This is a genomic window from Paraburkholderia podalyriae (assembly GCF_014397785.1).
Classification (GTDB): domain Bacteria; phylum Pseudomonadota; class Gammaproteobacteria; order Burkholderiales; family Burkholderiaceae; genus Paraburkholderia; species Paraburkholderia podalyriae.
In genome coordinates this window covers 22,901-47,611 of sequence record NZ_VZQQ01000035.1, presented here as the reverse complement: position 1 = coordinate 47,611, position 24,711 = coordinate 22,901, and the positions used below count along the sequence as shown (strand labels likewise).

The following is a 24,711-nucleotide window of genomic DNA, read 5'->3' as shown; positions in this document are numbered from 1 at the left end:
GCGATGTTCACTGCCTTCGACTACGCTGTAATGGCGGTGATCGGTTTGTCGGCGCTGCGAGGTGCCTGGCGCGGTTTGCTGTCGGAAGTGTTTGGTTTGATCGGCTGGGTCGCGGCGTTTTTGATCGCTTGCGAGTTCGTGGGCTACGTGGTCCCGTATATCCCGTCCACGTGGCCGGGCGGTGCGTTGACGCAGTGGCTGCTCGCTTTCTCGCTCGTGGTGATCGGCGTGGTGCTGGTCACGAGCGTGGTGAGCGCGCTGCTTAGCCGCCTTATGCAGGTCACGGGATTGGGCGGTGCGGACCGCTCGCTCGGTTTGATGTTCGGCCTCGTGCGCGGGGTCGTTCTGGTGCTGATTCTGGTCGCCCTCGCAGGCTTGACCGAACTGCCCAAAGAGGAATTCTGGCGCAACGCGCTGCTTCGTCCGTATGCGGTTGCGGGCGTCCGCGCAATGAAACCGCTGCTCCCCGAGGCGCTCGCCGCTTACGTCCATGTGGACGATTCGCATGCCCCGAGCAATGCGCAACAGGACTCCGGCGCATACCGGCTGCCTTGACGTCGCAGCGCGTCCCGTCGCATTAAAGCGCGGGCGCGGTCGCAGGCACCGGTCGCCATCACGAATTTCGTACCTTTGAAGGACATGCCATGTGCGGCATCGTAGGCGTAGTTTCCCACTCTCCGGTCAACCAGCTGATCTATGACAGCCTGCTGCTGCTGCAGCATCGCGGTCAGGACGCCGCCGGCATCGCCACGGCGAACGGCAGCAATTTCCACATGCACAAGGCCAACGGCATGGTGCGCGACGTGTTCCGCACGCGCAACATGCGCAGCCTGCCTGGCACGACGGGCATCGGTCAGGTCCGTTACCCCACCGCCGGTTCGGCGTCCAGCGAAGAAGAAGCGCAGCCGTTCTACGTGAACGCGCCGTTCGGCATCATCCTCGCGCACAACGGCAACCTGACCAACTGGCAGCAGTTGAAAGATGAGATGTTCCGCATCGATCGCCGCCACGTGAACACCAATTCCGATACCGAAGTGCTGCTCAACGTGCTCGCGCACGAGCTGCAACTGTCGAGTTCGGGTCTGCAGCTCGATCCGGCCGCGGTGTTCAAGGCGGTGTCGGGCGTGCATCGGCGGGTGCGCGGCTCGTACGCGATCGTTTCGTTGATCGCCGGCTACGGCCTGCTCGGTTTCCGCGACCCGTTCGGCATCCGTCCGCTGTGTCTCGGCAAGCACGAAACGGCAGTGGGCGTCGAGTGGATGCTGGCGTCGGAATCAGTGGCGATCGAAGGCATCGGTTTCGAATTCGTGCGCGACGTGCGGCCGGGCGAGGCGATTTTCATCGACGCCGAAGGCCAACTGCATTCGCAGCAGTGCGCGACAACCACGAGCCTGAACCCCTGCATCTTCGAACTCGTGTATCTGGCGCGTCCGGATTCGGTACTCGACGGCGTGCCGGTCTACAACGTGCGTCTGCGCATGGGCGACTACCTCGCCGAGAAGATCAGGCGCGAGCTGCCCGATGTCGCGATCGACGTGGTGATGCCGATTCCCGATTCGTCGCGCCCGGCCGCGATGCAGGTCGCGAAGAAGCTCGGCGTCGAATATCGCGAGGGCTTCTTCAAGAACCGCTACGTGGGCCGGACCTTCATCATGCCGGGTCAGGCGGTGCGCAAGAAGTCGGTGCGCCAGAAGCTGAACGCGATGAACATCGAGTTCAAGGGCAAGAACGTGCTGATCGTCGACGACTCGATCGTGCGCGGCACGACGTCGCATGAAATCGTGCAGATGGCGCGCGATGCGGGCGCGAACAAGGTGATTTTCGCGTCGGCGGCGCCGCCGGTGAAATTCCCGAACGTCTACGGCATCGATATGCCGACGCGCGGCGAACTGGTCGCGCACGGCCGCTCGGACGAGGAAGTCGCGCGCATGATCGGCGCGGATCACCTCGTGTATCAGGACGTCGATGCGCTGAAGCAGGCGGTGCGCGATATCAACCCGGCGCTGAAGGAGTTCGAGGCGTCGTGCTTCGACGGCAACTACGTGACCGGTGACATCACGACCGAGTACCTCGACCGCATCGAAAGCGCGCGTCTCGCGCCGTCGTCGCAATCGGATCGCGATGCCGCGAGCGAAGCGATCGACGGTGGCGGCCCGGCGCGTTCGCAGCTGCATCTGCAATTGTCGGTGGGTTGAGCGCACACACCGCGCGGCGAGCAACCCGAAACAGCTAAAGCGAAGGGCGCAAAGCCACGCTCGTCCGCCCAGGCTCCAGCCTCCGCGCACATGAAGCCCGCTTATGCCGACGCAAAAGCGGGCTTTTTCGTTGCTGCGTGATGTAGCCACCGAAGTGGTCACGGAACCCGGGCCGCTTCGATCAGAAGCCTCCGGCGCCCTCAGTGCCGCAACGCGCGCCACTTCCCGGGCGCCAGCCCAAAACGTCGCGTGAATGCGTGCGTGTAAGCGCTCTGGTCGCCGAAGCCGATGTCGAGCGCGATATCGGTCAACGAAAGACGCGGGTCCGCAAGCAGCGTGATCGACGTGTCGAGCCGCAGCCGCTGCAAATAGCGATGCGGCGTCTCGCCGAACGCATCGATAAACAGTTGGTGAAAACGCCGCATGCCGAAGCCGCAGTGCGCGGCGAGGTCGGCAATCTTCAGCGGCTCGGACAGATGCGCGCGCAGCCAGCGGTCGATGCGCGCGAAATCGAGACGAACGCCATCGGCTTGCGCACCGGCAAGTGCGCCGGAATCGGCGACAAGTGCGGCGCCTAGGCGTGCCGCGGCATCCCAATGGAAGCGGCGGTTATCAGAGGCATGGCCAGGCGCCTGGTCCACGCCGTCCGCCGCATGCGCGGCAATCACGTGCACAAGCTGTGCGAGCGATGCATCGACGGCCACGGCCCGCGCGCGTGAGAACAGCCGCTCGGGTACCGCCAGCGACGTCGCCGGCAAATCGAGCACGAGCTGGCGGTTCGCGCCGACGCCCGCGTAATCGTGCCGCGCGCCGGCCGGTATCAGCCATGCGGAGCCGGCGTCGATCTGCTGCGCGACGCCGTCCACCGCCATCACCATCGCGCCGTCGAGCCCGAGCACGACCTGGTGGAAGTCGTGTACGTCCGACGCTTCGATCGCGCCAAAGCAGCGCAGCGAAACGTTAGGGGCGGTGACGGCGGCGTGGCTCATGACATCAGCAGGATGTAACTCAGACTTCGAGCAGTTCGACTTCGAACACGAGCGTGGCGTTCGGCGGAATCACGCCGCCCGCGCCGCGCACGCCGTAGCCGAGTTGCGGCGGAATGGTCAGCTTGCGCTTGCCGCCGACCTTCATGCCTTGCACGCCTTCGTCCCAGCCCTTGATGACCATGCCGCCACCCAGCACGAACGCGAACGGGTCATTGCGGTCCTTGCTCGAATCGAACTTCTGGCCGTCGGTCAGCCAGCCCGTGTAGTGCACGGTCACGCTCTTACCGGCCACGGCTTCGGCGCCGGTGCCTTCCACGAGGTCTTCGTATTTCAGGCCGGATTCGGTCGTCACAGTCGACATGCGTTGCTCCTCAGATCAAAACTTAAAACCGACATTGTAGGCGCGTTGACGCCGATCGCCGAGTCTTGCCCGGTGTCGTCGGTTTGCCGTATGGCATGCGGATTGCGGCGCGCCTCGTCGTTCGGCCGGACTGGTCGGCCCCGACGGGATGCCTATAATGAGGCTTGCTTCCATCACCGGCTTTGCCTGAGAGGACTCGATCGTGACTACGTCACCCACCGGGACTGCTGGCGCCCAGCCGGCGTCGGCCGGCTTCGTCATCTCCGAACGCAGCGCGTTCCTGCGAGCGGAAACCGCGTTGTTCATGCGCGATCATGTGCTGTCGCTGGTGTCCCACGACCTGCGCGGGCCGTTGAATGCAATTCATAGCTGGGCGTACGTGCTCGAGCGCAAGCTCGACGCGAACGATCCCAACTCGCAGCGTGCGATCACCGGCATTCGCAGCGGCGTCGAGCAGCAGGTGAAGCTGCTCGAAACGATCGTCGATGCGACGCGCGCCGAAACGAAATCGCTCGCGCTCACGTATGAACCATTTCCGCTGCATCCGCTGCTCGACGAAACCGTCGAGGAAGTCCGCGCCGGCCTCGCCCGCGCGCGCGGCGTCGAGGTGCGGCTCGATTCCCAGCTCGCCACCGAGCAACTGAACGGCGACCGCGCTCGCCTCGCCGCCGCGCTGTGGCTGATGCTGACGTTCGCCGCCGAGGCGAGCGCGCGTGGCGCCGAGGTTGCACTGGCCACGCGCGTGGACAACGGCACATGGCATGCGAGCGTGACTTACGAGCCGAACGACGCGGCATTGAACGACGCCGCGCTGCCGCACCTGCTCGAAGCGTTCGCGCGCAAGCAGGCCTGCGAGCCGCGCGAGGCGAAGCGCATCGCGTGGGTGTTCGCGTTGTGCAAACGCGTCGCGGAGGCGCATGGCGGCAGCTTCGAGCAAAGCGATGCGAAGGCAGTGGACAGCGTCACCGCGACCCCTGCCACGCTCATGCTGCGCGTGCCGTTGAGCGCGGCGGCGCCGAAATAGGCGCTGCGAGCGAATGCGTTAGCTCGCGACCGATATTTCATCGAGCTTTCAGCCTCTATACTGACAACTCTTGTTGCCGGAGCCCGTCGCTTTGATCCAGGTTGTCGCCCTTATCGGTGCATTGTTTCTGGTTGCCCTCAACGGCTTTTTCGTCGCCGCCGAATTCGGTCTGGTCAAACTGCGGCAGACCCGCGTGCACAGCCTCGCCACCCAGCATGGCATGCGCGGACGTCTGCTCGCGAAGGTCCACGGGCAGCTCGACGCCTATCTGTCGGCGTGTCAGCTCGGCATCACGCTCGCGTCGCTCGGGCTCGGCTGGATCGGCGAACCGGCGTTCGCGCAACTGCTGAGGCCGCTTTTCACCGTGATCGGCGTCGAGTCCGAGAGCCTGATCCACGGCATTTCGCTGTTCTTCGCGTTTTCCTGCATTTCGTTCCTGCATATCGTGGTCGGCGAACTCGCGCCGAAGTCGCTCGCGATCCGCGAAGCGGAGAAGATTTCGCTGTGGGCCGCGATGCCGCTGTACGGTTTCTATTGGGCCATGTACCCGGCCATCTGGCTGCTCAACACCAGTGCGAACATGGTGCTGAAGGCCGCGGGGCTCGATGGCGAGCACGGTCACGATTCGCATTACTCGACCGACGAACTGAAGCTGATCCTGCGCGGCCGCCGCGCGAGCGTCGCGAGCGAACTCGGTTCATCGACCGGCGCGTACAGCCAGGACGAATGGAACACGATCGCGCACTCGCTCGACTTCTCGCGCATGACCGTATCGGATTTGATGCGGCCGTCGCATGAAATGGTCGGGCTGCGGCGCGATCTGCCGCTGCGCGACAACATGCAGGTGGTCGCGCGCCATCGCTTCAGCCGCTATCCGCTGTTCGAGGATGCATCGGGCGAGCGGGTGGCCGGCATGATCCACCTGAAGGACCTGCTGCTCGCGCGCCAGGCGGGCAGCACCCTCGATGACCTGTCGCGCTACGTGCGGCCCGTGCAGTGCGTGAAGCCGGACATGCCGGCGCTCGAACTGTTCCGGCGCTTTCGCAAGGGCGCGCCGCACTTCGCGCTGGTCGGCCACAAGAACGCGAAGCCGATCGGTTTCCTGACGCTCGACAACCTGCTCGGCGCGCTGGTCGGACAGATCCACGACGAGTTCCGTCAGGGCGACGCCGACTGGACGCGCATGGACGACGGCACGCTGATGGGCAAGGGCAGCTTGCCGGTGGTGTCGCTCGAACGCGCGCTGGGCATCGACATCGACGAAGGCAAGGCCGAATCGGTCGGCGGTCTCGTCATCCAAGCGCTCAACGATCTGCCGGCCGAAGGGCAGCGCGTCGAATTCGAAGACTTCGACGTCGTGGTCAAGAAGATGAAAGGGCCGCGCATCGTGCTCGTGCGCGTGTATCCGAAAGTGTTCGACGACGAGGGCGGTTGAGGCCCGAGCCATCCCGAAGCCTCAACCTTTCTGGCCGCCTCAGCTTCGAGGCACCCCATCCTCCACCAGCACCGCGACCGGCATCGCGGCGAGCGCGTCGCGCAGATACAGCAGGCCATGATCGTCGACTTTCGGCGCGGCGGGGCTCAGCCAGTCGAATAGCGCGCGCGCCGACAGGTCGGACGGCATGTCGATGGCCGTATCCGCCCATCGCGCCGGCTCGACGAGCGGCAGATCGCTGTCAGGGCCAAGCAACCCCGCCGCCAACCGGCTCGCAATCACCACGGCCCACGCATTGCCATGGCGCCGCGCAAACGCGATCACACTCGACGCATGCGCGCCGCGCACCGTCAGCGGCAGATACGTGCCCTGACTCAGCAGCTCCGGCAGATGTGCGCGCAACGCCAGCACGCGCTGGATCACCGCGAGCTTCACGCGGCCGTTGCGCCAGTCCGCGAGAAATTCCGACGGCGGCGTTTGCGATTGCGGCAGCCACGCCTCGCGTTTGGCGAAATCGACGGGCCGCCGATTGTCCGGATCGACGAGGCTGAAGTCCCACAGCTCGGTGCCTTGATAAAGATCGGGGATCCCAGGCGACGCCAGACGCAACAGCGTCTGCTGCAGACTGTTGAGCGCGCCGGCGCGCCCGATGCGCTCGACGAACGCCGATAGCTCCTTCAGAAAGCCGTCGCGCCGTTGCGGCGCGAGGATGTCGAACAGGAACTCCCGGCAGCCGGCTTCGTAGGCTTCGTCGGGTGTGAGCCAGCTGGTTTGCAGCTTCGCCTCGCGCAGCGCCTTCAACTGCCATTGCGCGACGCGCTCAGCCAGCTCCTTGACGCCGGCTTGGTCGTCGGCGTTCAGCGTCGGCGGCCAGCAGCCCACCAGTGTCTGATACAGCCTCGCCTCGGCGGCGGGGCCGGGAGCCCAGGCGTCGCTCTTGTCCTGACTCACGCTGCTGATCGGCGTGCCGTCGAGCGCGCGACGCTGCGGCGCGTTCAACGTCGACCATGCGCGCAACCTTGCACCCCACTCGTCGGCGATCTCGCTGAGCACCGCGAGCCGTGCGCGCACGTCTTCGCCGCGCTTGTGATCGTGCGTGGCCGTCGCGAGCATGGCATGCGGAAAACGTTGCGCACGCTCGAGGTTGCCCGCGTGAAACTGCTCGACCGACAGCGCGAACTCGGCCGGGTCGGAGCCGACTTCGTTGCGCGACAGCAGACGGCCGTAGCGATAGCACGCGGTGTCCTCGATCGCCTTGGCGGCGAGCGGTGCGCTCAGCTGCGAAAACAGCGTTTGCGCGCTGCGTCGCGACGAAACCGCATGCGACGGCGGCGCACCGCCTTGCGCCTGCTGCTGCGACTGCGCGCCGGGCCGCGCGGGCGGCGCATCTTCGGCGCTGCCGCCGAGCCACGCGTTCACGCGCTCGAGCGCCGCATGGTCCGAGCGCGGCAGCGAAGCGCGCGCGCCGTCGAGCGCCTGCTCGAAATAGACGTTGTCGGCGGCGCTGCGCAGGCCGCCCTGCGGATACATGCGGTACACGGGGAAATGCACGACCAGTTCGACCAGCACCCGGCGCAGCGTCGTGTACGTGAAGTCGCGCGTGCTCAGCGAATCGCGTGCGATGCGATGCAGTGCGCGCGCCGCGCGGTCCAGTTCCGCGGACAGGTTTTCCGCCAGAATCTTGCGGCGCGCGGCGTGCGCTTCATCGGCGAAGTTCGCGCTGCGGCCGGTGAGCTCGGCCCACGTGTGCGCGAGCGGTTCAGCGCCGGCCGGATCGTGCAGCAGCGCGCCGACGTCGCTCATGAAGTCGTAGCCGGTCGTGCCGTCGACGGGCCAGTCGTCGCGCAACGGCTCGCCGCGGCCGAGAATCTTTTCGACCACCATGTACGGCGCGGTGTCGCGCAACTCGGTGAGCCGTTGGCGCAAACGCTGGCAGTATTCGCGCGGCTCGGCGAGCCCGTCGATGTGATCGATCCGCAAGCCGTCGACGAGCCCCTCGCGATAGAGGCGAAAGATCAGCGCATGCACCGCCTCGAACACCTCGGGCCGCTCGACGCGCACCGCGGCGAGCGTCGAGATGTCGAAGAAGCGCCGCCAGTTCACTTCGTCGGAGGCGGTGCGCCACCACGCGAGCCGGAAATGCTGCCGCTCGATCAGCCGATGCAGCCGGTCGCGCGTGACCGGCTCTTCGGGCGCGTAAGTCTCCAGCACGAACTCGATCGACGACTCGCCCTCGCGCTCGACGAACTCGCGCAGCGCGTCGCGCGCCTCGGCGGCGCGCGGCTGATCGGCGGGCTGTGTCGTGAGTCCCTGAAAGCGATTGGCGAGCGCGCTCAGGTCGGCGCGGTCGGCGCCTTGCAGGATCGCCGCGTAATCGACCGGGCAGACCGGGAACACGTGCGGACCGTAACCGATATAAAAGCGTCCGCTGTCGGCCGCGAAATGCAGTCCGATGCGGGCGGCCGCCAGTTCTTCGCCGTACGACGCGCCGAGCGTCGGCAGCAGCACCTTGCCGCGCAGCGCGGGATCGGGCGAATGCCAGTCGACGTCGAAATGACGCGCATACGCGCTGTGGCGGCCCCATTCGAGGATGTCGAGCCACCACGCATTGCTCGAACCGCCGATGCCCATATGATTCGGCACGATGTCGACGATGAGCCCCATGTCGTGCGCGCGCAGCTTGTCGCCGAGGCGCTTCAGGCCCGCCTCGCCGCCGTATTCGTCGTTGACCTGGGTGTAGTCGACGGTGTCGTAGCCGTGCATCGAGCCGGGCTCGGCCGTCGTGATCGGCGACGCGTACAGATGGCTGATGCCGAGCGCGGCGAAGTATTCGACGTGCTGCGCGGCGTCGTCGAACGTGAAGCCTCGATGGAACTGGAGGCGCAGCGTGGAGCGTGGAACGGTCATGGCGTGTCAGGCTCCGCGGAAGGGTGGGATGAAGGCGCGGCGGCGCGGCGCGCGCCGTCGACGGCCAGCAGGCGGTCGGTGAACACGGGGTCGTCGAATATCGCGTCGACGGGCTGCGCCATGCGGCGGCGCCAGTTCGGATGTTCGTCGATCGAGCCCGGCACGTTCGGCTGCTCGGCCAGCCCGAGCAAGTCTTCGAGCGGGAACGTGACGAGCGGCCCGGGCGTCGCGGCGACGAACGCGAGCGCTTCGTCGACCGGCGCGTTGTCGGCGTCCGGCGGCGCGACGTCGGGTGCGGCCACGCCCGCTTGCTGGAACGCGCGCCACAAGTCGGCGCGCTGTTGCGCGCGCTCTTCGAGCGCCGCTTCCTCGGGGTCGCGCCCGTCGGCGCGCGCCATCGTCTGGCCGATGCGGTTGCGCCACATGATGTCGCTGCCGCGCCACCAGCCGGCGATGGTCGGCAGATCGTGCGTGGTCGTCGTGCCGACCGCGTAGCGGTCCCAATCGGTCGGCGCCTTGAAGCCGTTGCCGTCGGGTGCGCCTTCGAACCACAGCACGCGAATCCCGTCGATGCCATGCTCGTCGAGCCGCTCGCGAAAACCGGGCGGCACGGTGCCGAGATCCTCGCCGATCACGATCGCGCGATGCCGCCACGATTCGAGCGCGATCAGCCGCAGCAGGTCTTCGAGCGGATAGCGCAGATACGCGCCATTGCGCGCGCTTTCGCCTTCGGGCACGAGCCACAAACGCCGCAAGCCGAGAATGTGATCGATGCGAATCCCGCCGGCATGGGCGAACGCCGCGCGCAGCATGTCGATGAACGCGGCGAAGCCTTGCGTGCGCATCGCGCGCGGCGAGAATGTCGTGAGCCCCCACGACTGGCCGGCCTGGTTGAAGAGGTCGGGCGGCGCGCCGACCGACACGCCCCGCAGCATGTCGTTCGGATAGGACCATGCGTGACTGCCGGCGCTGTCGCAACCCACCGCGAGATCGGCGATCAGGCCGATCGCCATGCCCGCTTCGCGCGCGGTGTGCTGCGCGTGCAACAGGCCGCGCGAGGCCAGCCACTGCAGGAACAGATGGAAGTCGACCTCGTCGCGATGCGCGGCGGCGAACGCCTCGACTTCGGGGCTGCGTGGATCGCGCAACGCATCGGGCCAGTTGCGCCAATGGCCGTCGCCGCCTTGCGCGAGCTGCGCGGCCTGCAGGGCTTCGAAGCGCGCGTGATCTTCGAGCGCGCGCCCCGCGCGTTCGCAGAAGCCGTGAAATTCGAGCGCGCGGGGCGAGTGCTGTGGGCGCTCGTTCGCATTGAACTGCTCGTACAGCGCGCGCAATACCGCGAGCTTCAGCGGTGTCGCGTGGGGCCAATCGATCAGCGGCAGCTCCTCGTACTTCGACCATGCGTCGCGGGCCTGCGCCGATGCGCACGCAGAGGCGTCGGCGCCGAATACCGCGGTCGGATCGATATGCGTGACGTTGAGCCACAAACGCGACGACGGCGCGTACGGGCTGAAGCGCTCAGGCTGCGCGCTGAACATCGCGTGCGTCGGACTGACGGCGAGCGCGTGCGCGCCGCGCTGCGCGCCGTGCCGCGCAAGCTGCGCGAGCGCCGTGTAATCGCCGATGCCGCCGTCACCGATGCGGCGCAAGCCATACAGCTGCGCGGCGATGCCCCACAGTGGCGGCGCGGGCGACGCGGCTTCGGGTTCGCCTGCGCCTTCGCCGCCATGCAGCGTGCGCCACGCGTCGGCGACGGTGTAGCAGCGCGGCGGCGCGACCGCGAGCGTCATGCGCTGATCGTTGATCACCAGCGTGTGATAGCCCGCTTCGTCGATCGGCGCGAGCAGCGCTTCCTCGCCCTTCGGCGCGGTGAAGCGGCCATCGATGATAGCGCCGCTCTCCAGCTCGATCCGGTAATGGCTGTCCGACTTGACCGCGGCCGCGGGCAGCGCGATGCCACGGCCGATCACCGCGGTCATCAGCGGCGGTAGCCTGCGGCCCGATAGTTCGGCTTCCAAAGCAGCGGCGCTATGGCGGATCTCGGTGGCGTTGCCGCATGGCAGCCCCAGGCGTTCGAGCAGCGTGCCAAGTGTCTTTTCAGGCACACGCTGCGTATTGTGATGCGCGTCCTGCCACTCCACCTCGAAGCCTGCGCGGGTGGCGAGCGCGGCGAGCCTGTCGTTGGGGCGTCGGGTCGTCACGCGCGCTGCTCCTCGTGCGACGCGATGCGCGCATCGTGGCGGCTCGCGAATTCGTTGATGTCGCCGGTCAGCCACGCGATGCACGCATGAGCGGGCAACACCCGCGCGTCGGTTTGCTCGCGCGCACGTGGCGGGGTTTCGAAAATGATTTTGCCGGCGGGGATGTCGTCGAACGCGACGCTCTGTTGCGCCAGATTCAACGCGATCGACAGCGTCTCGCCATCGCCGAGTTTCCAGCGCGCGATCAGCGCGTTCGCATCGCCGCCACCGGCATCGCACAGCACGGTCGCGCCGGACGCCTTCGTATCTTTCAGGCGCGGCGTAATCAGCTTCGCGCGCACCGCGAGCGCGGACTTGTAGAAATGCATCCAGTCGAGCCGATCCGGGGTCGGGGTCGCATCGGGCGCGGGTGGCGACGAGGCGGTGAAGGTCTCGGCGTCGTTCGGATCGGGAATCTGTGCGCGGCGCTTTTCGTCGCTGAACGCGACGAAGCGCGCGAATTCGCGGCGCCGTCCTTCGCGCACGGCGTCGGCGAGATCGCCGGTGTAATCGGTGAAATACAGGAACGGTTGCGTCGAGCCATGTTCTTCGTCCATGAACAGCAGCGGAATTTGCGGCGACAGCAACAGTAACGCCGTCGCGGCGCGCAACGCATCATCCGAGGTCAGCTTGCGCAGACGTTCGCCGAACGCACGGTTGCCTACCTGATCGTGGTTCTGCAGAAACATCACGAACGACGTGGGCGGCAGATGCGCGCTCGCTTCGCCGCGCGGCGCACCGTCGTGCAGCGGCGACGGCTCGCCCTGATACGCGAAGCCTTCGGACAACACCCGCGCGAGCCGGCGAATCGGTTCGTTTGCATACGCGTGGTAATAGCCTTCCGTTTCGCCGGTCAGCAGCACGTGCAGCGTGTTGTGCGCGTCGTCGTTCCATTGCGCGTCGAAATGCGCGTCGAGCAGGCTCGCGCTGTTGTGCTCGTTTTCGAGCACCAGATGCACGTGGCGGCCATGCTGCACGCGCGCGCGGATATGGTCCGATAGCTCGCGCAGCCACGCGGGATTGTCGATCGCATGCACCGCATCGAAGCGCAGGCCGTCGAAGCGGTATTCGTTGATCCAGTAGACCGCGTTGTCGGTGAAGAAGTCGCTGACTTCGCTGCGCTCGAAGTCGATCGCGGGGCCCCACGGCGTGTTCACGCCTGCGCGGAAAAACGGCTCCGCATAAGTATGCAGATAATTGCCGTCCGGTCCGAAGTGGTTGTAAACGACGTCGAGAAATACCATCAGGCCCAGACCGTGCGCGGCATCGATCAGCGCTTTCAGCTCTTCGGGGCGGCCGTACGCGGAGTCGGGCGCGTACGGCAGCACGCCGTCGTAGCCCCAGTTGTGACGACCGGAAAAGTCATTCAACGGCATCAGCTCGATGGCGGTGACGCCGAGCGCGGCGAATTGGGGCAAACGCTTTTGCACGCCCGCGTAGCCGCCCATCGCACCGACGTGCAGTTCGTACAGCACCGTTTCTTCCCAAGGCCGGCCGTGCCAGGCCGTGTATTGCCAATGATAGGTGCGCGGATCGATGACTTCGCTCGGGCCGTGCACGTCCTGCGGCTGGAACCGCGAGGCCGGATCTGGCACCAGCTGCCCGCTATCGAGCTGGATGCGATACATCGTGCCCGCGCCACACTCCACGGTGGTCTCGAACCAGCCGTTGCCGGTCGGCGTCATGTCGTGCGCGCCTTGCGCGTGGCCGTTTTCGATGACCACCTGCACGCTTTTGCACGACGGTGCCCAAAAACGGAACCGCGTGCGCGGTCGGATGCTGGTCGCGCCGATCAACTGCGCGCTGAACGGCAGGCAATGCGCGTGATGATGCGCGTGAGGATCAATCGGACTTTCAGACATGTCTTCACCATTCGAATCTGCGATCGAGCCGGGATGGCAAGAGTGTTGCGACGCGACGCAGGCAAGCATCGCGTCGCAACATTCTTGCCACCCCGGCTGCGTTGTGAGTTGTCCTCGCTCCAGCTGGGCCGCCGCGGCGCGTCGTTCATTGCGAACCATCGCCGTCCGGTGTCTGCGTGCCCGGATCGGGCGGCAGCGCGGTCAACAGCCGTGGCCCGTGCTGCGCGCCAGCTTTCCAGCCGGCTTGCCAATCCGCTTCGCCGGTCGGCTGCGCGGCGAGGATCACGAGGCCGTACGCGGCCACCTCGAGTTCGGCCGTTGCGAGCCGCTGCGGCGCGCGTTCCGGAACCGCCGTGTCTAACAGCACATGCCATTCCAGGTGCGGTGCCGGTGGAGCGAACTGCAGCGGCTCCTCGTGAGCGTTGAGCATCAGTAACAATACTTCGGTTTCGCCATTCAGGCCCGGACCCGCGCGACGCAACGTGAACGCGCGTCCCTCCGGGTCCTGCCACGCTTCGATCGTCAGCGGATCACCGTGTTCGTCGAACCAGCCGACGTCGAACAGGCCGGGCAGCACTTCGCGGTCGCCGAACAAAAAGCGCGTTTCGCGCAGCAGCGGATGGCGCTTGCGCAACGCGATCACGCGCGCGACGAACTCGGTCATGCGCTGGCCTTCCGGCGAATCCGTGAGATCCCAGTCGATCCACGATATATCGTTATCCTGACAGTACGCATTGTTGTTGCCGCGCTGCGTGCGCAGCGCTTCGTCGCCGGCGAGCAGCATCGGCGTGCCGAGCGCGATCATCAGTGTCGCGATCAGCGAGCGCGACACGCGACGGCGGGTCGCGAGGATCGCCGGGTCGTCGGTGATGCCTTCGACGCCCCAGTTGCGGCTGCAATTCTCGTTGTGGCCGTCGTTGTTGTCCTCCTGGTTGGCCTCGTTGTGTTTTTGTTCGTACGCGGTGACATCGGCCAATGTGAAGCCGTCATGTGACGTGACGAAGTTCAACGACGCCCACGGCTTGCGATGCCGCCGGTTGAACAGATCCGCCGAGCCGGTCAGGCGCGCGGCAAGGTCGGGCCGCAGGCCGGCGTCGCCGCGCCAGAAACGTCGCACCGTGTCACGGAAACGGTCGTTCCATTCGCTGAAGCCCGGTGGATGATTGCCGAGCTGATAGCCGCCGGGACCGATGTCCCACGGCTCGGAAATCAGCTTGCGCTGGGACAGCACCGGGTCCTGGCGCAACGCGTCGAACAGGCCCGAGCCCGGGTCGAAGCCATGGCTTTCGCGCCCGAGCGTCACGCCGAGATCGAAACGGAAGCCGTCGATATTGAACGCGGTCGACCAGTAGCGCAGCGAATCCATCACCATCTGCATCACGCGCGGATGCGGCAGATTGACCGTGTTGCCACAGCCCGTGTCGTTGATATGGTGACGCTCGTCGCCGGGAATCAGCCGGTAGTAGCTGGCGTTGTCGAGGCCGCGCCATGAAATGGTCGGCCCCATCTCGTTGCTTTCGCAGGTGTGGTTGTAGACCACGTCGAGAATCACTTCGATGCCGGCCGCGTGCAGCTGGCGCACGGCGATGCGCAGTTCGTCGAGCCGGTGCGTGCTCAGATAGGTCGGCTCCGGCGCGAAGAACGCGGCGGTGTTGTAGCCCCAGTAGTTGCGCAGGCCGCGCTCCACCAGGAAGCGGTCATTCACGAACGCGTGCACGGGCAGCAGCTCGACCGCGGTCACGCCGAGCTTCAGTAGATGCTCGATGAACTCCGGCGCCGTGAGGGCCGCGAACGTGCCGCGCTCGTGCTGGCGCAGATCGGCACGCAGCATCGACGCGCCGCGCACGTGCGTTTCGTAGATCACGGTTTCGCCCCACGGCACGTCGGGACGCTTGTCGTGCGACGAGTCGAACGCCTCGTCGATCACCACGCACTTGGGCATCGCGGGCGCGGAATCGCGTCGGTCGATCGAAAGGTCCGCGCGATTCGAATGCACGCGATAGCCGAACAGCGCGTCGGACCAGCGAAATTGTCCGACGAGCTTGCGTGCATACGGATCGAGCAGCAGCTTGTGCGGATTGAAGCGATGCCCGAAATGCGGCTGATACGGTCCGTGCGCGCGAAAGCCGTATGCGGTGCCCGGATGCGCGTTCGGCAGATAGCCGTGCCAGATCTCGTCGGTGCATTCGGGCATGGCGAAGCGGCGGATTTCCTTACGGCCGGTGGAATCGAACAGGCATAGCTCGATTTTCTGTGCGTTCGCCGAGAACACTGCGAAGTTGACGCCCAGCCCGTCCCAGCTCGCGCCGAGCGGATACGGCGAGCCAGGCAGCAACCGCTCGGGCAACGCATGCGACATGATTTGCCTTTCCTGTTCTGTTTGTCGAGCTAGAGCCCGGATCTGCCTGGGCCTTCATGCAACGGGCGCGCGGCGCCTGCCTGCGCGCCGCGCGCCCGGGTTACCGCACGATCCTTCAATCGGCGCGCAATACGATCGTCGCGAGCGGGGGCAGGGTCAACGCCGCGGAATGCGGCCTGCCGTGGCTCGATACCTGATCGGTATGAATCAGCCCGCCGTTGCCCATGTTCGAGCCGCCGTACACAGCCGCATCGGTATTCAGCGCTTCCACCCAACGTCCGCCGCGCGGCATGCCGAGCCGATAGCCGAGCCGCGGCATCGGCGTCATGTTGCACGCCACGACGAACTCCTGGCCCGCGCCGTCGGTGCGCCGATAGGCGAACACGCTGTTGCCGCTGTCGTCGCCGATCAACCATTCGAAGCCGCCCGGTTCGCTGTCGAGCAGATGCAGCGCGGGCTCGTTGCGATACAGATGGTTCAGATCGCGCACCAGCAATTGCACGCCGTGGTGGTTCGGATCGTCGAGAAGATGCCAGTGCGGCGACGTGTCATGGTCGAACTCCGCGATCTGGCCGAATTCGCCGCCCATGAATAGCAGCTTCTTGCCGGGGTGCGTCCACATGAAACCGAAGTACGCGCGCAGATTCGCGAATCGCTGCCAGCGGTCGCCGGGCATCTTGCCGAGCAGCGAGCCCTTGCCGTGCACCACCTCGTCGTGCGAGAGCGGCAGCACGAAGCGCTCGGAATACGCGTACACCATGCCGAACGTCATGTTGTGGTGGTGGTACCGGCGATACACCGGGTCTTCGTGCATGTAGTGCAGCGTGTCGTGCATCCAGCCCATGTTCCACTTGAAGTCGAAGCCGAGGCCGCCGTCCGCGACGCGAGCGGTCACGCCCGGCCATGCGGTCGATTCCTCGGCGACCGTGATCGCGCCGGGCGCGCCCGGCACGTAGCGGACTTCGTGATTCAGGCGCTTCAGGAACGCGATCGATTCGAGATTCTCGCGGCCGCCGTAGATGTTCGGCACCCACTCGCCGGCCGCGCGCGAATAGTCGCGATACAGCATCGACGCGACCGCATCCACGCGCAAGCCATCGACGTGGTAGCGCTTCAGCCACGCGAGCCCCGACGCGATCAGGAACGCGCTGACCTCGTTGCGGCCGAGGTTGTAGATCATCGTGTTCCAGTCCTGGTGATAGCCTTCGCGCGGATCGGCATGCTCATAGAGAGGCGTGCCGTCGAAATCGATCAGGCCGTGCGCGTCGTTCGGGAAATGCGCGGGTACCCAGTCGAGAATCACGCCGAGTCCCGATTGGTGCGCGCGATCGATGAAGCGCGCGAACTGCTCGGGCTTGCCGAAGCGCGCGGACGGCGCGAACTGCCCGAGCGGCTGATAGCCCCACGAGCCGCCGAACGGGTGCTCGGCGATCGGCAGAAATTCGATGTGGGTGAAGCCCATGGTCTTCGCGTAGGGAATCAGCCGCTCGGCGAGTTCTTCCCAGTCGAGACCACGCTGACCTTCCTCGGGGATGCGCAGCCACGACTCCGCGTGCACTTCGTAGATCGTGATCGGCGTGCGCGCGGTCTGCTTGTCGGCGCGCGTCTGGATCCACTCGTGATCTCTCCACGGAAACTGCTCGATCTCGTCGACGTGCGCGACGATCGACGCGGTGCCCGGCGGCTTCTCCGTCTGCATCGCGCACGGGTCGGCCTTCAACGGCAGCGGATGGCCGTCGCGCGACAGCAGCTCGTACTTGTAACGGGTGCCCGCGCCGACGCGCGGCACGAACAGCTCCCAGACGCCCGCCTGGTGACGCAGCCGCATCGGATGACGGCGGCCGTCCCACGCGTTGAAGTCGCCGACCACCGACACGCGCCGCGCATTCGGCGCCCACACCGCAAAGCGCACACCCGGCACACCGTCGACGTCGACCGGCCGCGCGCCGAGACATTCGAGCACCGCGTACGGATCGCCGCGCGCCAGACGTTCGAGCGGCTCGTCGCCGAGCACCGGACCAAACGAATAGGTATCCTCCACTTCCTGCACGACACCATGCCAGTCGATACGCAAGCGGTACGGCATCGCCGACGTGACACGTCCCACGAACAGGCCAGGCCGCAACTGCTCGAGCTCGCCGAGCGTCGCGCCGTCGGCGCGCGAAATCACGGTGACGTGCGCGGCATTCGGCAGCAGCGCGCGCACGATCGCCCCGCCATCGGTCTGATGCAGGCCGAGTTGCGAAAACGGATCGGGGTGACGCGCTTCGACGAGCGCGTCGATATCGACGGGTTGAAGGCCCGCGGCCGGATCATGCTCACTCATAGTCGCCCTCGGCCGGGTTAGGCGGCGTGGCGGCGCCAGGCGCCTGGGTTGAAGGATCGTGGTGCGGCGGCGCGCCGGTGTCGCCGAGCAGACGGCTCGCGAGCCCCGCGAGGCCGCGCACCGGCAAGCCGAGCCACGTCGGCCGGTTAGCCGCTTCGTAGCGGATCTCGTAAGCGGCCTTCTCGATCAGGAACAGATCGAGCAGCGCCTCTTCGGCTTCGGGCGCGACGAGCGGTGTCGGCGATTGCGCGGCGGCCGCGCGGTACTCGGCGAGGAACGCGCTGGTCGCGTGCGCGCGGAAGCGCTCGAACAGCGCGCGCTTGCGGTCCGCCGTTTGTTGCGGCGCGCTTTCAGTGGTCGATTGCGCGGCCGCGCTCGCATACGACAGCGAGCGCATCAGCCCGGCCACGTCACGCAATGGGCTCGATTTCTGGCGACGCTCGTCGAGCGAGCGCGCGGGCTCGCCCTCGAAGTCGATCAGATACGCGTCGCCTTGCGCGACTAGTACCTGGCCAAGATGGAAGTCGCCATGGATGCGGGTGCGCAACGCGCCCGCGTCACCCGGCACCAGCTTGTGGACTGCCTCGACGAGCGCGGCGCGGCGATCGATCAGGCTTTGTACGAGTCCTTTCGTGTCCGGGTCGCTGATTTCCGCGAGGCGCGGCGCGAGCAGATCGAGCGCGCTGGCGAGCATCTTCTGCGTCGCGTCGACCCACGCTTTCACCTGTTTGGCATTGGCCGGTTCCGGCGCGAACGCGGGGTCGTCGCTCGGCGTGGCGAGCGCCACGTGCAATTCGCCGAGCCGTCGGCCGATGATGCCCGCGAGTTCGCCGTAACCGTCCAGCAAGATCGACTCGTTCGTGCGATCGGGAGCGGTCTGCGTTTCGGTGTCGATCGCGATCGCGAGTTCGTCGACCGAGCGGCGCAGATAGTCGAGCGACCAGTTCCACGCATCGCCCTGATTGTCGATAAAGCCCTGCAGGATCGCGAGCGTATGTGGCACGCCCTCGGGATCGACGCGCACCACTTCGCCATACAGCGGCGCGGTATTCGCATAGCCGAGCTGCGTCAGATAGCGGCTGATTTCCGCTTCTGGATGGACGCCGGCGACGAGCCGCCGCACGAGCTTCAACACCGCGGCATCGGCGACGATCAGCGAGCTGTTGCTCTGTTCGGCCGCGAGCCAGCGAATCTCGGGCCGCTCGCCGAGATCGTCGAGTTCGGCGAAGCGCTCGGTCGGCAGGAACCTGATCTCGCTCTTTTGCACGGTCGGCACGACCGCGCGCTCGCGCAGCTTGCGCAGCACGTTGTGCGCGAAGATCGGCAGCGAGAACGCGTCGGTAAGATGGCCGACGTTGCGGCCCCGCCGCACGCGTGCAAGTGCCAGTTGCAGAAACAGCGGCGTGGTGGTTTCGCCGCCCCATGTGAGCGCGATCGGCACAACGTAGCGCTCGGTATGGTCGCCGACGTCCGCTTCGATTTCAGTGAAGGCAAAGCCGCCGTTCGGAATCGTGGTCAGTGCGGCGAGCCGCACCGCATGCATCTTCTGATCTTTCGACGCGAACCAGCGGCGCCGGCTCAGCCACGACGGCAGCACCTCGGATTCCAGCAGCCGCACGTTTTCGGGTGTCGGCCCGGTTTGTCCTTCGCGGATCACGATCGTGACGAACTCGGGCAACGGCACGGAATGCGCCTGCGCCCATGTCGGACGCCCGCCGCCTTCGCACAGCATGAACCACAGGAAGCCGTAGGGCGGGAACGTCAGCAGATAGGTCAGCTGACCGATCGCGGGGAACACCGAATCGGCGGTCATCTCGATCGGCACGAAGCCGTTGAATTCTGACAGCTCGAGCTCGACCGCCTGCGGCGCGCGCGACAGATTCGCGACGCACAGGATCGGCGCCTCGCCGGGCATCTCGCGCAGATACGCGAGAATCTTGCGGTTTTCCGGCTTCAGAAAGCGGATAGTGCCGCGTCCGAAAGTCTGTTTCGCGCGCCGCGTCGACAGCATGCGGCGCGTCCAGTTCAGCAGTGAGTGCGGATCGCGGCTCTGCGCTTCGACGTTGACCGCGTCGAAGCCGTACAGCGAACCCATCACCGGGGGCAGCACCAGTTGCTCGGGGTCGGCGCGCGAGAAGCCACCGTTGCGGTCGGACGACCACTGCATCGGCGTGCGCACACCGTCGCGGTCGCCGAGGTGGATGTTATCGCCCATGCCGAGTTCGTCGCCGTAGTAGATGACCGGCGTGCCGGGCATCGACAGCAGCAGCGAGTTGATCAACTCGATGCGCCGGCGGTCGCGCTCCATCAGCGGCGCCAGGCGGCGGCGAATGCCGAGATTCAAACGTGCGCGGCGATCGCTCGCATAGGTGTTCCACAAATAGTCACGCTCGGAATCGGTGACCATTTCGAGCGTCAGTTCGTCGTGATTGCGCAGGAAGATCGCCCACTGGTTCGATTCGGCGAGGTCCGGCGTCTGCTTCATGATGTCGGTGATCGGGAAGCGGTCCTCGCTCGCGATCGACATATAGATGCGCGGCATCAGCGGGAAGTGGAACGCCATATGGCATTCGTCTTCGTTGCCGAAGTACTCCTTCACGTCCTCGGGCCACTGGTTTGCCTCGGCGAGCAGCATCCGGTTCGGATACTCGGCGTCGATGGTCGCGCGAATCCTCTTCAGGACCTCGTGCGTCTCCGGCAGGTTCTCGTTGTTGGTGCCCTCACGCTCGACGAGGTACGGCACCGCATCGAGCCGCAGCCCGTCGATGCCCATGTCGAGCCAGAAGCGCATCACCTGCAGCACCTCTTTCATCACCGCCGGATTGTCGAAGTTCAGATCGGGCTGGTGCGAGTAGAAACGGTGCCAGTAGTACGCGTCCGCGACCGGATCGTGCGTCCAGTTCGACGGCTCGGCGTCGATGAAGATGATGCGCGTTTCCTGGTACTTCTGATCGGTATCGGACCACACGTAGTAGTTGCGATAGTTCGAGCCGGGCTTCGCGCGCCGCGCGCGCTGGAACCACGGGTGTTGATCCGACGTGTGGTTGATGACGAGCTCGGTAATCACGCGGATGTCGCGCGCGTGCGCTTCGTGGATGAAGCGCCGCACGTCCGCGAGCTGACCGTAGTCGGGATGCACGTTGCGGTAATCGGCGATGTCGTAGCCGTCGTCGCGGCGTGGCGACGGATAGAACGGCAGCAGCCAGATCGCGTTGACGCCGAGCTCGGCGATGTAGTCGAGCTTGGCCATCAGGCCGGGGAAATCGCCGACGCCGTCGTTATTCCCGTCGAAGAACGACTTGATGTGCACCTGGTAGATGATCGCGTCCTTGTACCACAGCGGATCGTCGCTGAGAGCCGAGGGTTTGCCGCGCCGGTGCGCGCGTACCTTCGCCGCGGTGCCGACGGCCGCGGCCGTTTGCGCCTCGTGCGTGGTTTGGGCTGGATCGTCGCGCTTCATGTTCCACCTTCCATCCAGGTTGGGTTGCCAGCGTCTGCTTGATCAGCGCTGTCGGGAGCGTGGTCGGTGTCCTCCGGACGATCGGCGGGCAGGCCGCCTAGCGGCGCGATGCGCCAGATCGAGAACGGTTGGCCCGAGCCGAGCCGCACGTGCTGCCAGCGTCCGTTCCATTCGAAACGGGCGCCGGTCATCTGATCGATCACTTCCAGCGTGGCGTGATCGTGCAGATGCCAGCGCTGGAACGTGTCCCACGACAACTCGATGTCCGCGCCCTGTTCGTTGAACGGATCGAGATTGATCGCGACGACGATCACGTTGTCGCGCGACTCCGTCGCTTTTTCGAAGAACAGGATGCGATCGTTGTGCGCCGTGAGGAACGTGAGACCGAGATGCGTCTGCAGCGCCGGATTCGCGCGACGGATGCGGTTCAGTGCGGTGATCTCGCCGACGATGTTGCCGGGGCGGTGCCAGTCCCACGCGCGCAGCTGATATTTTTCGGAGTCCAGATACTCTTCGCTGTTCGGCAGCGCGGTGGCCTCGCACAGTTCGAAACCGCTATACACGCCCCACAGGCCGGCCATCGTTGAGGCCAGCGCCGCGCGGATCAGAAAGCCCGTGCGCCCCTGCGACTGCAGATGGCGCGGGTTGATGTCCGGTGTATTGACGAAGAAGTTCGGCCGGTAGAAGTCGCGCGCGCCGGTCTGGGTGAGTTCGTCCATGTACTCGGTGAAATCGCGCTTCGACTCGCGCCACGTGAAGTACGTGTACGACTGCGAGAAGCCGATCTTGCCGAGCCGGTTCATCATGCGCGGGCGCGTGAACGCTTCCGCGAGGAAGATCGTGTCGGGATGCCGCGCGCGCACGTCGGCGATCATCCATTCCCAGAACGGCAGCGGCTTCGTGTGCGGGTTGTCGACGCGGAAGATGCGCACGCCCGCATCGACCCAGAACAGGATCACGTCGCGCAACGCGAGCCACAGGTCGGGCTTTGCGTCGTGCGCATAGAAGTCGGGATTGACGATGTCCTGATACTTCTTCGGCGGATTCTCGGCGTAGCGCAGCGTGCCGTCGGGGCGCCACGCGAACCATGTCGGATGCTCCTTCAGCCACGGGTGATCGGGCGAGCACTGGATCGCGAAGTCGAGCGCGATCTCGAGGCCATGTGCGTGCGCGGCGGCGAGCATCGCCTTGAAATCGTCGAGCGTGCCGAGCTGCGGATGCACGCCGGTGTGGCCGCCTTCGGCCGCGCCGATCGCATAGGGACTGCCCACATCGCCCGGTTGCGTGGTCAGCGTGTTGTTGCGGCCCTTGCGGTTCGCAAGGCCGATCGGGTGGATCGGCGGGAAGTACAGCACGTCGAAGCCCATGTCGCGGATGCGCGGCAGCTTCGCGCTCACGTCCGCGAACGTGCCGTGGCGCGATTCGTCGTCGCTCATCGAGCGCGGGAAGATCTCGTACCAGCTCGCGAAATGGGCGGCCGTGCGTTCCGCGTCGATCTTGTAGGTCACCGGGTCGCGGCTCAGAAACGGACGATGGCGCGCGGCGGTCATCGCCTTCGCAGTGGCGGGCGCGAGAATCAGCGCGAGCTTCTGTTCGGCGTCGGCCTTCTGGAAGTCGCGTACGATGTGTTCGAGCGGCTCCTTCTGAGCGCCCTCGCTCGTCTCGACTTCGGCGAGCACGAGCGCGAACAGATGCGCGGCTTCGTCGAGTTCGATCTCGACGGTCTGGTTCGCCTTCAGCTTCTTCTGGATGTGCTCGACGAGCGACGCGAAGTCGTCGCGCCACGCGATCACGGTGAACTCGTAGCGGCCGATCCTCTCGAGCGGAATGCGCGCGCTCCACAAGTCGAGCCCGGCCGGCGGCGCGGCCGACATCAGTTCTTCGTGCCACGCGGTTTCGTCGGCGGCGCGCCAAAGCACAGCGGCGGCGATCTTGTCATGACCTTCGGCGAAGATCGCCGCGCGAATTTCCGCGCGCTCGCCGACGCTGCGTTTCGCCGCGAAGCGGCCGTTTTCCACCGACGGCGACACGCTCTCGATTGCGACGCGCGGCGCGTCGATCGCGTCGAGCACGGTCTTGCGGCCGCTACGCTTGCTGTTCGCCTTGTCGATCGGCGGCGCGAGGCAGATCGGTTTTTCCTTGAACGCGCGCAACAGCCGCACCGCACCGGGCGCGAGCGCGAACGGCGCGAGTGCCGCGGGTTCGGTTCGGCTGCGCGCATCGAGCGGCGCGAAGCGTGTAAAGCTGCCCGGCACGCCCGCGAGGAAGCGCGCGGGATCGACGCGCACTGGCGCACCGAGCTCGGGATTCACGACGATCAGAACGGCTTCGCTTGCGTCGCGCAGATCGGCCGCGTCGGCGCGCAGCAGAACCGCGGCCGATGCGCCGGGTCCGCTCAATGGGCGCAACTCACCGTTCGCGTGCAGCGTCAGCGTGTTGCGTGCGAAGTCGTTGGCCTGGGTGACTGCGGCGCTCAGATCGAAGCGGCGCGACTGCGCGGCGCGCGCGAACTGCGCGGCGTCGCCGCGCGTTTGCGACATCGGTTCGGCGATGCCGTATTCGAAGCCCATCGGCATCATCCAGCCGCTGCCCAATGCAACCGACGTGAACAGCATGCGTCGATAAGCCCGCTCGACGATCACCGCATCATGCACGTCGCTCAGCTCGGCGGCGAGGCGCGTGCCGTGCGGCGCCTCCGGAAAGGTGATCGGCGCGCCAACGCGGGCGAGCGCCGCATGCTCCTCGGCCATCCAGCTCGAACGGAAATCCCACCAGCGCACCGACGAAAACGTGCTGTCGAAGCCGGCTGCTTCGAGACCGGGCAGATCCTCGCGCGACAGGCCCGGTGTTGCCGCGAGAAAGCGCACGTGCGGATGCTTCGCGCGCACTTCATCGCCGAGGTGGCGCCATACGGCGGCCGGCACGCGATGCGGCGAATCGAAACGGAAGCCGCCGACGCCCGCCTCGGCGAGTGCGAGCAGTTGCTGGGTCCACCAGACGGTCAGCGAGGCGCTCGTCGCGGGGTCGTCGAAATTCGCGTAGACGACGTTGTCTTCGCGATGCAGGTGGCGGGGATCGAGCCGCGCGAGCTCGGACTCGCGCGCGTGAAACCAGTCCGAATGCTCTGCGTACAGCACGCCGTCGGCGGCCACGCGGTCTATCACGAGATCGACCAGCAACGTCAGGTTGTTGCGGCGCGCGGCATCGGCGAGGATGCGCACGGCGTCGTGCACCGAATGCTGTGCCTCGAACACCGGATGCAGCCGCGCGTGATTGCCGACCACCTGGCCGTGGCCGGCCTGGCCCGGCTCGAACAGGCCGCCGATCAACGCGTGATCGAAGCCGAGCCCGGCCGCGTGAGCGAACTGCGCGGGCCACGCATCGAGGGGCCCGACGAGAAGAGAATGAAAAAAGTAAATCCGCGGCGCGTACCCGTTTGGAGGTTCCATCGGTCGTTTCCAGAGTTGTCCTGCTGCGGTGTGGATGCAGTCGGCATGCGATCACAGCGCTCATTGGGCTTCCCGAGCCGGGTACCGCGCGATGCGTCAGCGGA

General features: G+C 66.2%; 13 protein-coding genes. 4 read left to right on the top strand and 9 right to left on the bottom strand.

Annotated elements, in window-relative coordinates:
• Window positions 1-3: 3 nt before the first annotated feature.
• Complete coding sequence (locus F6X42_RS29295) at window positions 4-555, top strand: CvpA family protein (protein WP_187637535.1); 552 nt, start codon at window positions 4-6, stop codon at window positions 553-555.
• 89 nt (window positions 556-644) lie between these two features.
• Complete coding sequence (gene purF / locus F6X42_RS29290) at window positions 645-2,195, top strand: amidophosphoribosyltransferase (RefSeq protein WP_187637534.1); 1,551 nt, start codon at window positions 645-647, stop codon at window positions 2,193-2,195.
• 200 nt (window positions 2,196-2,395) lie between these two features.
• Here the strand turns inward: purF and F6X42_RS29285 are convergent, their stop codons facing one another.
• Together F6X42_RS29285 and F6X42_RS29280 are read right to left on the bottom strand one after the other, a co-directional pair.
• Window positions 2,396-3,184 (bottom strand): helix-turn-helix transcriptional regulator, encoded by a 789-nt coding sequence (locus tag F6X42_RS29285; RefSeq protein WP_187637533.1) that lies wholly within the window; start codon window positions 3,182-3,184, stop codon window positions 2,396-2,398.
• A 19-nt stretch (window positions 3,185-3,203) separates the two neighbouring features.
• Entirely contained in the window at window positions 3,204-3,545 is a 342-nt protein-coding gene (locus F6X42_RS29280) for an FKBP-type peptidyl-prolyl cis-trans isomerase (RefSeq protein ID WP_187637532.1), read from the bottom strand.
• A gap of 202 nt (window positions 3,546-3,747) precedes the next feature.
• On the opposite strand from F6X42_RS29280, the gene F6X42_RS29275 reads away from it, so the two are divergent.
• Window positions 3,748-4,569, top strand: a complete 822-nt coding sequence (locus F6X42_RS29275; RefSeq protein WP_187637531.1) for a sensor histidine kinase — start codon at window positions 3,748-3,750, stop codon at window positions 4,567-4,569.
• 91 nt (window positions 4,570-4,660) lie between these two features.
• Window positions 4,661-6,004: a hemolysin family protein gene (locus tag F6X42_RS29270; protein ID WP_187637530.1), complete on the top strand. Its 1,344-nt coding sequence runs from the start codon at window positions 4,661-4,663 to the stop codon at window positions 6,002-6,004.
• A 39-nt stretch (window positions 6,005-6,043) separates the two neighbouring features.
• Here the strand turns inward: F6X42_RS29270 and treY are convergent, their stop codons facing one another.
• The 7 genes from treY to F6X42_RS29235 all read right to left on the bottom strand — a co-directional run bounded on the left by treY (window position 6,044) and on the right by F6X42_RS29235 (window position 24,607).
• Window positions 6,044-8,911: a malto-oligosyltrehalose synthase gene (treY, locus tag F6X42_RS29265; protein ID WP_187637529.1), complete on the bottom strand. Its 2,868-nt coding sequence runs from the start codon at window positions 8,909-8,911 to the stop codon at window positions 6,044-6,046.
• The gene (gene malQ / locus F6X42_RS29260) at window positions 8,908-11,112 is read right to left on the bottom strand and encodes a 4-alpha-glucanotransferase (RefSeq protein ID WP_187637528.1); all 2,205 of its coding nucleotides are present in this window, start codon (window positions 11,110-11,112) and stop codon (window positions 8,908-8,910) included. The genes treY and malQ overlap by 4 nt, the downstream gene beginning before the upstream one ends.
• Window positions 11,109-13,013, bottom strand: coding sequence for a malto-oligosyltrehalose trehalohydrolase (treZ, locus tag F6X42_RS29255; RefSeq protein WP_187637527.1), 1,905 nt, complete (start codon window positions 13,011-13,013; stop codon window positions 11,109-11,111). Before treZ ends, malQ begins: the two co-directional genes overlap by 4 nt.
• Before the next feature lie 145 nt (window positions 13,014-13,158).
• Window positions 13,159-15,372 carry a glycogen debranching protein GlgX gene (gene glgX, locus F6X42_RS29250; protein ID WP_187637526.1) on the bottom strand — a complete coding sequence of 738 codons (2,214 nt, stop codon included), beginning with the start codon at window positions 15,370-15,372 and terminating at the stop codon, window positions 13,159-13,161.
• A 115-nt stretch (window positions 15,373-15,487) separates the two neighbouring features.
• Complete coding sequence (gene glgB, locus F6X42_RS29245; protein ID WP_187637525.1) at window positions 15,488-17,698, bottom strand: 1,4-alpha-glucan branching protein GlgB; 2,211 nt, start codon at window positions 17,696-17,698, stop codon at window positions 15,488-15,490.
• Complete coding sequence (gene treS / locus F6X42_RS29240; protein WP_187637524.1) at window positions 17,691-21,158, bottom strand: maltose alpha-D-glucosyltransferase; 3,468 nt, start codon at window positions 21,156-21,158, stop codon at window positions 17,691-17,693. Before treS ends, glgB begins: the two co-directional genes overlap by 8 nt.
• Entirely contained in the window at window positions 21,155-24,607 is a 3,453-nt protein-coding gene (locus F6X42_RS29235) for a maltotransferase domain-containing protein (protein WP_187637523.1), read from the bottom strand. The genes treS and F6X42_RS29235 overlap by 4 nt, the downstream gene beginning before the upstream one ends.
• Between the last annotated feature and the right edge of the window lie 104 nt (window positions 24,608-24,711).

What these genes read in the sequence shown, in the direction of transcription:
- F6X42_RS29235 (WP_187637523.1), bottom strand. Translation starts at nt 24,607, where the DNA reads ATGGAACCTCCAAACGGGTACGCGCCGCGGATTTACTTTTTTCATTCT.
- purF (WP_187637534.1), top strand. Translation starts at nt 645, where the DNA reads ATGTGCGGCATCGTAGGCGTAGTTTCCCACTCTCCGGTCAACCAGCTG.
- F6X42_RS29295 (WP_187637535.1), top strand. Translation starts at nt 4, where the DNA reads ATGTTCACTGCCTTCGACTACGCTGTAATGGCGGTGATCGGTTTGTCG.
- F6X42_RS29280 (WP_187637532.1), bottom strand. Translation starts at nt 3,545, where the DNA reads ATGTCGACTGTGACGACCGAATCCGGCCTGAAATACGAAGACCTCGTG.
- treY (WP_187637529.1), bottom strand. Translation starts at nt 8,911, where the DNA reads ATGACCGTTCCACGCTCCACGCTGCGCCTCCAGTTCCATCGAGGCTTC.
- glgX (WP_187637526.1), bottom strand. Translation starts at nt 15,372, where the DNA reads ATGTCGCATGCGTTGCCCGAGCGGTTGCTGCCTGGCTCGCCGTATCCG.
- treS (WP_187637524.1), bottom strand. Translation starts at nt 21,158, where the DNA reads ATGAAGCGCGACGATCCAGCCCAAACCACGCACGAGGCGCAAACGGCC.
- F6X42_RS29285 (WP_187637533.1), bottom strand. Translation starts at nt 3,184, where the DNA reads ATGAGCCACGCCGCCGTCACCGCCCCTAACGTTTCGCTGCGCTGCTTT.
- treZ (WP_187637527.1), bottom strand. Translation starts at nt 13,013, where the DNA reads ATGTCTGAAAGTCCGATTGATCCTCACGCGCATCATCACGCGCATTGC.
- glgB (WP_187637525.1), bottom strand. Translation starts at nt 17,698, where the DNA reads ATGAGTGAGCATGATCCGGCCGCGGGCCTTCAACCCGTCGATATCGAC.